At 35.0% G+C, this 12,105-nt stretch carries 15 protein-coding genes; 1 reads left to right on the top strand and 14 read right to left on the bottom strand.

Translation table 11 applies throughout. The annotated features are described in order from the left end of the window. Positions 1 to 276: 276 nt before the first annotated feature. A complete protein-coding gene (locus NGI30_RS02595; protein WP_251942639.1) occupies positions 277 to 681 on the bottom strand; it encodes a single-stranded DNA-binding protein in 405 nt (134 codons plus the stop codon). Between the two features lie 177 nt (positions 682 to 858). Here NGI30_RS02595 and NGI30_RS02590 point away from each other — a divergent pair, with 177 nt between their 5' ends. Beyond that, positions 859 to 1,305, top strand: coding sequence for a YwpF-like family protein (locus NGI30_RS02590; RefSeq protein WP_251518264.1), 447 nt, complete (start codon positions 859 to 861; stop codon positions 1,303 to 1,305). A gap of 218 nt (positions 1,306 to 1,523) precedes the next feature. Here the strand turns inward: NGI30_RS02590 and fabZ are convergent, their stop codons facing one another. The 13 genes from fabZ to wecB all read right to left on the bottom strand — a co-directional run bounded on the left by fabZ (position 1,524) and on the right by wecB (position 12,084). Beyond that, positions 1,524 to 1,964, bottom strand: a complete 441-nt coding sequence (gene fabZ / locus NGI30_RS02585) for a 3-hydroxyacyl-ACP dehydratase FabZ (RefSeq protein ID WP_251518263.1) — start codon at positions 1,962 to 1,964, stop codon at positions 1,524 to 1,526. A 64-nt stretch (positions 1,965 to 2,028) separates the two neighbouring features. Beyond that, positions 2,029 to 3,294 (bottom strand): UDP-N-acetylglucosamine 1-carboxyvinyltransferase, encoded by a 1,266-nt coding sequence (murA, locus tag NGI30_RS02580; protein ID WP_251942637.1) that lies wholly within the window; start codon positions 3,292 to 3,294, stop codon positions 2,029 to 2,031. Positions 3,295 to 3,383: 89 nt separating this feature from the next. Continuing rightward, complete coding sequence (locus NGI30_RS02575) at positions 3,384 to 3,617, bottom strand: DUF1146 family protein (RefSeq protein WP_251518261.1); 234 nt, start codon at positions 3,615 to 3,617, stop codon at positions 3,384 to 3,386. 362 nt (positions 3,618 to 3,979) lie between these two features. Beyond that, the gene (locus tag NGI30_RS02570) at positions 3,980 to 4,384 is read right to left on the bottom strand and encodes a F0F1 ATP synthase subunit epsilon (RefSeq protein WP_251518260.1); all 405 of its coding nucleotides are present in this window, start codon (positions 4,382 to 4,384) and stop codon (positions 3,980 to 3,982) included. A gap of 20 nt (positions 4,385 to 4,404) precedes the next feature. After that, positions 4,405 to 5,817, bottom strand: a complete 1,413-nt coding sequence (gene atpD, locus NGI30_RS02565; protein WP_251518259.1) for a F0F1 ATP synthase subunit beta — start codon at positions 5,815 to 5,817, stop codon at positions 4,405 to 4,407. A gap of 19 nt (positions 5,818 to 5,836) precedes the next feature. Continuing rightward, positions 5,837 to 6,703: an ATP synthase F1 subunit gamma gene (gene atpG, locus NGI30_RS02560; RefSeq protein WP_251518257.1), complete on the bottom strand. Its 867-nt coding sequence runs from the start codon at positions 6,701 to 6,703 to the stop codon at positions 5,837 to 5,839. Between the two features lie 34 nt (positions 6,704 to 6,737). After that, positions 6,738 to 8,252, bottom strand: a complete 1,515-nt coding sequence (gene atpA / locus NGI30_RS02555) for a F0F1 ATP synthase subunit alpha (protein ID WP_251942635.1) — start codon at positions 8,250 to 8,252, stop codon at positions 6,738 to 6,740. Positions 8,253 to 8,272: 20 nt separating this feature from the next. Next, a complete protein-coding gene (locus tag NGI30_RS02550) occupies positions 8,273 to 8,812 on the bottom strand; it encodes a F0F1 ATP synthase subunit delta (RefSeq protein WP_251518255.1) in 540 nt (179 codons plus the stop codon). Further along, positions 8,812 to 9,342, bottom strand: a complete 531-nt coding sequence (locus NGI30_RS02545) for a F0F1 ATP synthase subunit B (RefSeq protein WP_251518254.1) — start codon at positions 9,340 to 9,342, stop codon at positions 8,812 to 8,814. Before NGI30_RS02545 ends, NGI30_RS02550 begins: the two co-directional genes overlap by 1 nt. A 106-nt stretch (positions 9,343 to 9,448) precedes the next feature. Next, positions 9,449 to 9,664, bottom strand: coding sequence for a F0F1 ATP synthase subunit C (gene atpE, locus NGI30_RS02540; RefSeq protein WP_251518253.1), 216 nt, complete (start codon positions 9,662 to 9,664; stop codon positions 9,449 to 9,451). A gap of 31 nt (positions 9,665 to 9,695) precedes the next feature. Continuing rightward, positions 9,696 to 10,418: a F0F1 ATP synthase subunit A gene (gene atpB / locus NGI30_RS02535; protein ID WP_251518252.1), complete on the bottom strand. Its 723-nt coding sequence runs from the start codon at positions 10,416 to 10,418 to the stop codon at positions 9,696 to 9,698. A gap of 29 nt (positions 10,419 to 10,447) precedes the next feature. Next, entirely contained in the window at positions 10,448 to 10,798 is a 351-nt protein-coding gene (locus NGI30_RS02530; protein ID WP_251518251.1) for an ATP synthase subunit I, read from the bottom strand. A gap of 149 nt (positions 10,799 to 10,947) precedes the next feature. Beyond that, the gene (gene wecB / locus NGI30_RS02525; protein WP_251942633.1) at positions 10,948 to 12,084 is read right to left on the bottom strand and encodes a non-hydrolyzing UDP-N-acetylglucosamine 2-epimerase; all 1,137 of its coding nucleotides are present in this window, start codon (positions 12,082 to 12,084) and stop codon (positions 10,948 to 10,950) included. Positions 12,085 to 12,105 lie beyond the last annotated feature (21 nt).

The raw sequence follows: 12,105 nt of genomic DNA, 5'->3' as shown, positions 1-12,105 counted from the left end.
GTAATACCTTTGCAAAATATCTGATTATTCTGTTTTTATTAACCATAAATTTACCTTTAATTTGCAATGACAGTATTTTATAAGTTTAAAAGTTTTAAATCTCTAGTAATTTCCATCATTTTATGTATGACATTTTGATAACAAATCTATCCTTCGATAGCTGGGGGAGGTCTAAAGAAGGATAGTATGTTTAAGAAGTATAATTGATAGTAGGAAATAAATGTGTATTAATTTAATAATGAACAACATAGATAAGTATTAAAATTAGGGGGAGTTTTAAATGATTTCGTACAAGTCACTGTCTTGTATCGTGTCTTCGAGGATTTCTTGATTATCTTTTGTAGTGTGGGGTTCGATTTCATCCTTGTGCTTTGAAGTTAAAAACTTAATTGTTTCAACGTATAACTCGGAAATAAAATGTGTTTGATCGTCTTTAACGTATTTTCTTGATTGCATTTGACCAGTTATTGCGACAAGCGATCCTTGATTGACATACTTAACAATGTTCTGAGCTACCTTGCCAAAAGATTTACAATAAATAAAAGCAACTATGTTATTTTGATTTCTATCCTTATAATTCCTTTCGACAGCTACACAAAATGTTGTTAAATAGGTTTCCTCTTTTTCGAACAACTTTGGGTCTTTCGTCAATCGTCCGACGATAACGATATTATTAATCATGTGTCACCTCCTTGTAAATACATCATAGTTATGGTCAAAATACAATAAACAACTTTTTATTAGTAATATTCTAACAATATTTTACATTTAATTTCTTCTAAGGTAATAATTGCGTTATAATAAGTCTATAATTGAAGATATAGTAAAATTTAAAATTTTTATTTGGATGTGAAAACGATGAAAACATTTAAAGCAGTTCGATTTCAAATTGTTTCAGAAAATGGTGGCGTAACAGAATATGAAATCGATGATGGTGTAATTATAAATAAAGAAAGTAGCGGCACAGGTTGGCTATTAGAAATCGTTATTTCTGACTTCCATTTAGAAACAATGCAACAATATATGGATGATGAAACTTTATTAGATATCCGTGTTGTCATTACACGACCAGCCAATGACCCAGCTTTATTCGATGCAACGATTAAACATATTACTCAATTAGAGCGTGCCATTTCTGTCGTTTTTGAATGTCATATCTATACATTAAGACAAGTTTATGCAGAAAGCTTACTTGAACAACTTATAGACGATGGTTTAACTGGAGATGAGTTGAAGAAGACATTCAACCGAATGATGCAATCTAAACCAAGATTGAAAGATGAAAAACTAGAAAAGAATGAATGATTCGTTTTCTTGATAATATTCACAAATTACAAAGATAATGTATTTTATATTAAACTATACTCTACCCAAAATATCAGCGATTGTAGGAAAATTTCGTCCAACAATCGCTGTTTTTTTATAGTCAATTATTAATAAAAAAATAAAAGATGAACCGAAATTAAAAATTTCCGGTTCACCCTAATATACAATGCATATTTAAATTAAGTATGAGTTTATTCTTACTTATTGTCTTGTATTGCAAATGTTAATTCACAACTACATGCAAGTTGACCATCGACAGTTGCTTTAGCGCTACCTTTACCGATTGGTCCTTTCATTTTAGTAATTTCTACTTCTAAGTATAACGTATCACCAGGTGTTACTTGTTTTTTAAATCGGCATTTATCAATACCAGCAAATAAAGCAATTTTACCTTTATTTGCTTCGTTATTAAGCATTGCAACAGCACCTGTTTGTGCCAATGCTTCTGTAATTAATACACCAGGCATTACAGCGTATTCAGGAAAATGACCTTGGAAAAATGGTTCATTACCAGAAACTTGTTTAATTGCAGCACAACGTTGCCCTTCTTCATACTCAACGACACGATCAATTAATAAAAAAGGCTGTCTATGAGGAATAATTTCTTTTATTTGGTTATAGTCAAAAATCGTCTCCATTGATATAAACCTCCGAAAATATAATATAGTAATTGTTTTACCACTTACGTTACTATCATATCATTTAGTCGTTAATTCGTTTAATATCTGCACCTAATGCCTTTAATTTTCCGTGTAAATCAACATACCCTCTATCTAAATGTTTCAATTCAGTAACTTGAGTCGTTCCTTCAGCTACTAGTCCAGCTAAAATTAATGCTGCGGCAGCACGTAAATCTGTTGCTTTTACTTGTGCACCTTGTAGTTCGCTTTTTCCTTCAATCTTTGCACTTCTGCCTTCTACAGTAATTTGTGCATTCATTCTTTTAAATTCTTCCACGTGCATAAATCTATTTTCAAACACTGTTTCAGTTACAACTTTATGTCCTTCTGCAGTTAATAATAGTGCCATCATCTGTGATTGCATATCTGTTGGGAAACCTGGATGAGGTAGTGTTTTAACGTCTACTGGCTTTAAGGCACCTTCTGCACTTACACGAATGGCATCGTCTTCATAGTCCAATTGTACGCCCATTTCTTCTAATTTATAAATTAAACTTGTCATGTGTTCTTTAATTGCACCATTAACAAGAATGTCACCACGTGTTATAGCACCAGCAATGAGTAAAGTCCCTGCTTCGATTCTATCAGGGATAATTGAATGTTCTACACCGTGTAATGTTTCTACACCTTGAATTGTTATCGTATCAGTACCTGCACCAGAAATATTACCGCCCATTTCATTGATATAGTTAGCTAAATCAACAATTTCAGGTTCGCGTGCAACATTTTCAATGACTGATTTACCTTCAGCCAATGAAGCAGCCATTATAATGTTTTGAGTTGCACCTACGCTTGGAAAATCTAAATGGATTGTAGTACCTTTAAGACCATCTTTCGTACTTGCATAAATAAATCCATTTTCCATATGGAGTTCTGCACCTAATTCTTCAAAACCTTTAATATGTTGTTCAATTGGACGTGAACCTATTGCACAACCACCTGGGAGCGCAACTTTTGCGTGACCTAAACGTGCTAATAGTGGCCCCATCACAAGAATACTAGCTCTCATCTTACTCACATATTCATATGGTGCTTCTTCATTTAAATCTTTCGTAGCATCAACAGTTACAGTTTCTTCTTCTTTATTATAAGAAACTTCTGCATTTAGAGTTGAAATAACATTATTAATTGTTTCAACATCACTTAAAGCTGGTACATTCTTTAAAGTACTTACACCTTCAGAAGCTAATAAAGATGCAGTTAATACTGGTAATACTGCATTTTTCGCACCAGAAACTTTAACTTCGCCCGTCAATCTATTTCCACCATTAATTTCAATCTTATCCATCTTAAATCCTCCACTTTACTACTTTAAATATTTCATTTCACTTCAAAATCATTATATCTATAACTATAAAAAATATACAATAATATGAATTAGTTTGTTAAAAACTTAATTTGAGTTGAAAACTCTAATAAGTCAACAATAAAATTACTGACTCCAGTTCCCAATAAAATCGCTAAAAATATCATACACACTTGTACTTGCAATGCGAAACCATTTTTAAATATTTTGTCTAATCTAATCGCATTTAATGCCCAATAAGCAATACAAATACAAACCACATGTAATATGAGATGAACAATTGAAAATTGTCCCATGTATTCCATTTAACATACACCTCACTATTCACATTTATATATTTTACAACAATTTGCATTTAATTGATACTCGGTTATTGATATTGTAAATGCGTTTCAGTGTATTTTGCTATTTATCATTTCTATATCTCTACGTGTAATGTTTAAATATGTCGTGTTTAACTTATATTGTTTAACTGAGTATTAAACTATCATTTTAATAGTTATAATTTTATTTTTCAACTTATAAATAAACACATTTAAAAAAAGCGTGGTTTCTATGGAAACCACGCTTTTTATTAATTTGTGGGGAACTTCATTATAATTATAAACGTCTAATTATCACAACTCTAAGTTGTATAATATATGCGTTTTTTATATTTTCCCACTAACTATTGTAGATTTGCAACACGAATACGGTTATTCGCGCGTTCTAATGCACGTTTGGCTCTATTAACGTCAGTGTCATCAGACTCATTATTTAGGTGAGACTCTGCTCTAGACTTAGCTAATTCTGCTCTAGCTACGTCTATTTCGTTAGCAGGCTCAGCAGTTTGTACAATAATTGATAACTTTTCTTGTCTGACTTCAACAAAACCTTCACTCACTGCAATATATTCTGAACCGCCGTCAAAATTTATTTTCGCAAAGCCAATTTCTAGCGCTGCAACTGTAGGAATGTGTCCATACATAACACCGATGTCACCGGCAGTCGTTTGTAATACTGCTAGTTCAACATCATCTCGGTCGTAAACAGAACCATTAGGAGTGACAATATCCAGGCTTAATGTACTCATTATCCATACCTCCTAATTTATTAAACTTCAACACCCATGTCTTTAGCTTTTGCAATTACATCTTCCATGCCACCTGCAAGTCGGAATGCATCTTCAGGAATGTGATCGTATTTGCCTTCTAAGATGTCTTTGAAGTCTTCTACAGTTTTCTTAACTGGCACGTAAGAACCCTTTTGACCAGTAAATTGTTCAGCTACGTGGAAGTTTTGAGATAAGAAGAATTGAATACGACGCGCTCTTTCAACTGTTTGCTTATCTTCTTCTGAAAGTTCATCCATACCAAGAATTGCAATGATATCTTGTAATTCTCTGTATTTTTGTAATGTAGCCTGAACTTGACGTGCTACTTCATAATGCTCTTGACCAACAATAGCAGGTTCAAGTGCACGTGATGTAGAAGCAAGTGGATCTACCGCTGGGTAAATACCCATTTCTGATAACTTACGCTCTAAGTTTGTTGTCGCATCTAAGTGAGCGAAAGCTGTAGCTGGCGCTGGGTCAGTATAGTCATCGGCAGGTACGAATACTGCTTGGATTGAAGTTACAGAACCTTTAGTTGTAGACGTGATTCGTTCTTGTAATTGACCCATTTCAGTAGCTAGTGTTGGTTGATAACCAACGGCTGAAGGCATACGACCAAGTAAAGCTGAAACCTCAGAACCTGCTTGAGTAAATCTGAAGATATTATCAATGAATAATAATACGTCTTGGCCTTGCTCATCACGGAAGTACTCTGCCATAGTTAAACCAGATAATGCTACACGCATACGTGCGCCAGGTGGCTCGTTCATTTGACCGAAGACCATAGCAGTTTTCTTGATTACACCACTGTCGCTCATTTCATAGTAAAGGTCGTTACCTTCACGTGTACGTTCACCAACACCGGCGAACACTGAAATACCGCCGTGCTCTTGAGCGATGTTGTTAATTAATTCTTGAATTAAAACTGTTTTCCCTACTCCGGCACCACCGAAGAGTCCGATTTTACCACCTTTAATATAAGGTGCTAATAAATCGACAACTTTGATTCCTGTTTCTAATATTTCAACGTTTGTTGAAAGTTCGTCGAATGCAGGAGCTTCTCTATGAATTGGATCGCGACGAGCTGATTCATCAATCTTCTCATCTAAATCAATTGAATCTCCAAGTACGTTAAATACTCTTCCTAAAGTAGCATCACCAACTGGTACTGTAATACTTTGACCACTATCTTTAACTTCTGTACCACGTTTGACACCATCAGTTGAATCCATAGCAATCGTACGTACTACGTCATCGCCAAGTTGTAACGCCACTTCTAATGTTAAAGATACTGTTTCGTCGTCTCGTTCAACATCTAGCAATAAGGCATTGTTAATTTCTGGCACTTCATTGTGTTCGAAACGAACATCAATGACTGGACCCATAACTTGTGTTACACGGCCTAATCCCATGCTGTTTCCTCCTTTAATTTTATTCAAGTGCAGCTGAACCACCGACAATTTCAGTGATCTGTTGCGTGATTGCTGCTTGTCTAGCTCGGTTATATTCTAGTGATAAATCATCAATAAGTTCTGTCGCATTATCAGAAGCATTTTTCATTGCTGTCATACGTGTTGCATGTTCACTGGCTTTAGCATCTAAGATCGTTCCATAGATTAAGCTCTCTACATATTGAGGTAAAATAACACTCAATATAGATTCTTTATCTGGTTCAAATTCATATGATGACATTTGACCATGACCAGTACTTGAATCTTCTGGAGATAATGGAAGGACTGTTTTTATTGATGGTCTATGTTCTAGTACGGTAACAAAGTGACTAAAGTATATTTTCATTTCATCGACTTCTTCGTCACTATATAAGTCTATTGCTTTTTTCGCTATAGCTTGTATTTCTTTGAACGAAGGCTGATCCGGTATTTCAACTAAAGATTGATGAATATTGTATCCTTTGTTTTTTAGGAAATCCACACCTACTTGGCCTAACACTAAGATTGAATATTCATCCGGGCTATCATGCCTTTCTTCGATGTCTTTTACTAAACGTTTTAAGACGTTGGCATTATACGCACCTGCTAAACCTTTATCACTTGTAATAACTAAGTATCCGCTCTTTTTCACTTCACGTTGTTGTAGCATTGGATGATTTGAATTTTTGTCTGCACCGGCAACTGCTGTAATAGCGTCTTGCATTTTTTCCATATAAGGTGTAAATTGCTTTGTATTTTCTTCAGCACGGCGTAGTTTTGAACTGGATACCATGTTCATTGCTTTTGTAATCTGTTTCATTTTCTTAGTTGACTTTATACGCGTATCAATCTCTTTAAGAGATGCCATTATCTCACCACCTTTTTATTTACTGTTAACATCCTTATGCTTGATCAGATTTGCTAAAACCTTTTTTGAACTCAGAAATTGCTGCATCAAAATTATCATCACTTGGTAGTTTTCCTGATGTTCTGATTTCTTCTAATAAATCAGTAGCATTTGCTTTAGCCCAATGGTTTAATTCGTCTTCGAAACGAATGATATCTTCAACTGGGATGTCATCTAAATAACCTTTTGTTAATGCGTATATGATTAACACTTGGCTTTCAACTGGTAGTGGTTTATTTTGATCTTGTTTTAAGATTTCAACAGTACGTTTACCACGTTCTAACTTTTGAGCTGTAAACTCGTCTAGATCTGAACCAAACTGAGCGAATGATTCAAGTTCACGATATGAGGCAAGGTCTAAACGTAAAGTACCTGCAACCTTTTTCATCGCTTTAATTTGTGCTGAACCACCAACACGAGATACAGATTGTCCAGCATTAATCGCTGGTCTTACACCTGAGAAGAATAAATCAGATTGTAAGAAGATTTGTCCATCTGTAATTGAGATTACGTTAGTTGGTACGTATGCAGAAATGTCGCCTGCTTGCGTTTCGATAATTGGTAATGCAGTGATTGAACCGCCACCTAAATCATCGTTTAACTTAGCAGCTCTCTCTAATAGTCTACTATGTAAGTAGAAGACATCACCTGGGAAGGCTTCACGGCCTGGTGGTCTACGTAGTAAAAGTGAAAGTTCACGATAAGCTGATGCTTGTTTTGTTAAGTCATCATAAACTACTAATACGTGTTTACCATTGAACATAAATTCTTCACCCATTGATACACCTGCATATGGTGCAATATAAAGCATTGGTGAAGGGTCTGCAGCAGAAGCGTTAACGATAATTGTGTAATCTAAAGCGCCTGCTTGACGTAATTTTTCAACGTTTGCACGAACTGTTGAGTCTTTTTGACCAATCGCTACGTAGATACAAATAGTATCTTGATCTTTTTGGTTTAAGATTGTATCAATAGCTACTGTTGTTTTACCTGTTTGACGGTCACCGATGATTAACTCACGTTGACCACGTCCGATAGGTACTAATGCATCAATCGCTTTGATACCTGTTTGTAATGGTTCGTCAACTGATTTACGATCCATAACGCCTGTTGCTTTTTTCTCGATTGGACGTGTTTTACTTGTTTCGATTGGACCTTGTCCATCAATTGGTTGACCTAGAGGGTTAACTACACGACCGATTAACTCGTCACCAACTGGTACTTCCATAATACGGCCTGTACGTTTAACTTCGTCCCCTTCTTTAATATCACTGTATGGGCCTAAAATAACAACACCCACATTTGATTCTTCTAAATTTTGTGCTAAACCTAGAACGCCGCTTTTAAATTCTACTAATTCTCCTGCCATAACATCGTTTAATCCGTGGATTAATGCGATGCCATCACCAATTTGGAGAACAGTACCAACATCAGTTACTGATATTTCAGACTCATAATTTTCTATTTGTGAGCGTAATAAAGCACTGATTTCTTCAGCTTTAATGGCCATCAATGTCACTCCTTCATTTATTATTTCACTCTAGTAAATTTTTTCTCTAGTTGCGCAAGATCATTTTGAAGACTTGCATCCATAACTTTTGTTCCTACTTTGACACGGATACCACCGATTAGGTCTGGATTTATCTCATTAGTTATCATAACTTTTGAAAGTTGTGTACGTTGTTGTATTAACGTTGCAATACGTGATAAATCATCTTCAGATAGCTCATAAACAGACTCAACAATGGCATAATCTTGATTGTGGTGTTCATTTAGAAGAATTTCATATTCTTTGAAAATAGCATGTGTATATGACAAGTGTCTGTTTTCAGCAAGCACTTTTAACATGTTTCTCAAATACGTATTCGCTTGACCAAATGCTACCGTTACAATCTGTAAACGTTGTTGAGTGTCTCTTTGAGGATCTTGATCTAATTCTGTTAATTTCGCTGTTTCTTCTTGTACTACTTGATCAATGATTGAAAATTCATCGTACACGACATCCAGTTGATCCACATCTAAGGCAGTATCAAATAATGCTTTAGCATATTTTTTTGAAATATTAGCCATTATTTATCGCCTGCCTCTTTAATGTACTTTTCAACTAATGCTTTTTGATCTTTTTCAGAAATTTCTTTGCGTAATACTTTAGATGCAATTAACACAGAAAGTTCTGATACTTGGTTGTTAATGTCAGAAATTGCACGTTCTTTTTGACTGTTGATTTCATTTTGTGCTGTTTCAATCATACCATTCGCTCTGATGTTCGCTTCGTGAATGATTTCTTCGTGTTGTTGACGTGCTTGAATTTTAGATTCCTCTATAATTCTGTGAACCTCTTCTTGTGTTTCTTTTAGTGTTTGTTTGTTTTGTTCTTCTAGTTTTTGTGCATTGATTTTAGCTTGTTCCGCGTCATCAATATCTTTATTGATGTCACGTTCACGCTTATCCATGACTTCTTTTAATGGTGCCCAAGCAAATTTCTTTAATAATAAAAGTAAAATGATAAACGTCGCTAATGTAACTATGGTAGTTCCCCATTCTACACCGTGGTGAGAACCAGAAGCCCCAAGTACAAACATATTTGTCGTAGCAGTCACTTAAATTGACACTCCTTTCATCCAATATAATCGTAACTCTAATAAAAATGAATGGCGAAAGCCTGTAATGGCTTCGCCTTTCTCGTCATTCGTCTTTGGAACAGAATTATTTCATGAACATTACGATGAATGAAATTACAAGACCAAGGATTGGAAGTGCCTCAACTAAACCGATACCGATGAACATAATTGACATTAATTGACCACGTGCTTCTGGTTGACGTGCTACACCTTCTACTGTTCTAGATACGATAAGACCGTTACCAATACCTGCTCCTAGTGCTGATAAGCCGATTGCGATTGCTGCTGCGATTAAATTCATTTATAAATCCTCCTAGTTTTTTTTCTTTATTTTAATGGTCGTCCTGAACTTTATGGGACATATACACCATTGATAACATTATGAAAATGTAAGCTTGGATAGCACCGATGAAGATTGAGAATGCTTGCCATGCCAGTAATCCTGGAATACCAATAATCCAACCCCATGCCCATTGGTGTACTACAAGCCCTGAAAGTAATGTGAGTAATAACTCTCCGGCATAAATATTACCGTACAAACGTAGTCCTAAAGTCAACGTAGATGTGAATTCTTCGAAGATGTTAATTGGCATTAAGAAAATTGGTTTCGTGTAATTACCAAAGTACTTTTTCGTACCGCGCATCTTAATACCGTAATAATGTGTAAGTAATATAATTAAAACGGAAAGTGTCAATGTGACTGTTGGATCTGCCGTTGGTGATTTCCACCATAAAGTGTTCCCTGTCACGATTGAGAATGGTAAGCCTAGCATGTTACTGACAAATAAGAAAAGGATTAATGTCACTGCTAAGAAGTGGAAATGTCCACCTTTAGACCATGCCATGTTACTTTCAATTATCCCTCTTACAAAATCAAAAACCCATTCTATAAAGTTCTGTTTACCAGTTGGACGTTTTTGAAGATTACGTGTGCATATAATAGCGATAACAAAAACAATAATCGATGTAATAATCAACATCATGATAGATGATAGATTAAAAACAATATCTATGCCAAAAACCTTCCAACTAGCAAGAGGGCTCTCATGTTGCATATAATCTCACCTCTTTCATATAAAATTTTTTAATACTTTCTTATAAATGGTTTGACAATCAACAAGATATAAGAAAGAGATAGTCCCACCATAACACCAAATATATTGATTACGTCTCTGAACATGACCCAGATGCAACAAGCTAGTATCACTGTAAGATATCTCCAAATGTTGCCTGTTGAAATATGTATATTATCTTTCTCTTTAGCTTTTGCTAAAAAATACTCGAAAGTAAAAGTGATAATCATTGAACCAACTGTTCCAATTAAAAGACCTAATACAAATGGTGAATATGTGAAAAAATACACAATAACAAGTAAAATAATACCGTATATGTAATACTGTATATATTGATTGAAAATGATGTTGAAACGTTTCATTTTTGTGCCTCTTTCCGACTTTGCAGTTCTTAAATGTAAACCATTTCAATCATACATTTTTAATAATAATATAGGGCGTAAATCGTGTCAATTCTATTCAAATTTTAGTAAAATTCTTTTTAGATTTGTCACAAAATAGCCACATTTTATCAATATAATTTAAATTGATTTGGTTTATCTGCTGTCAAATTGAAAAAATATTTGATGTGTTCACAAATACGTTGAGAAGCATAGCCATCTCCATATGGATTCTTTGCTGTACTCATTTCTTGATACATCTCTTTGTCAACCAACAATTGTTTGATAGATTGATACACATCATTTTTCTGGGTACCAATGAGCTTTAAAGTGCCAGCTTCTACACCTTCAGGTCTCTCTGTCGTATCACGTAGGACTAGAACAGGTTTGCCGAGTGAGGGTGCTTCTTCTTGGACCCCGCCAGAATCAGTTAAAATAAAGTACGCATGTTGAGCAAAGTTGTGAAAATCAACAACATCTAAAGGTTCAATAAGTTCAATCTGTGGGTGCTGAGATAAATATTCTTCTGCTAAAGCTCTAACTTTTGGATTTTTGTGGACGGGATATACGACCACTACATCTTCGAACTCATCAACAATGTCACGGATTGCTAAAAAGACACGTGACATAGGTTCACCTATATTTTCACGTCTATGTGCTGTTAATAAAATGATTCGCTTATCGTTATTTTTCTTAATGATTTCTGGATCATAGTTAAGATTCACTGTTGATTTCATAGCATCAATCGCAGTATTTCCTGTCACTACAACCGAGTTGTCATTTTTTTGCTCAGCTATTAAATTACGATAAGCAATATAAGTAGGAGCAAAGTGCAAATCAGCCATTACTCCTACTAATTGCCTGTTCATTTCTTCAGGAAATGGAGCGTTTTTATTTCCAGTTCTCAAGCCAGCTTCAACATGACCTATCGGAGTTTGGTTATAAAATGCAGCTAAACTTCCCGCAAACGTAGTTGTAGTATCTCCATGAACTAAAATCATATCTGGCTGTTCTTCTTTAATGACTTCATCTATGCGCGTTAATATGCGAGAAGTAATATCTGTTAGAGATTGTTTTGCTTTCATTATATCCAAATCATAATCTGGACTGATATTAAAATGAGACAATACAGCGTCTAACATCTCTCTATGTTGTGCGGTGACTACCACGACAGGTTGCAACTCTGAATCTTGCTGTAATGCTAAGACAAGCGGTGCCATCTTTATTGCTTCAGGTCGCGTTCCGAAAATGGTCATTATTTTTTTCATACTACTCCACTCCAAGAAATA

This window comes from Staphylococcus sp. Marseille-Q5304 (assembly GCF_943737015.1).
GTDB classification, from domain to species: Bacteria; Bacillota; Bacilli; order Staphylococcales; family Staphylococcaceae; genus Staphylococcus; species Staphylococcus hsinchuensis.
The sequence above is the reverse complement of the archived record's forward strand: the minus strand, read 5'-3'. Positions and strand labels throughout refer to the sequence as shown.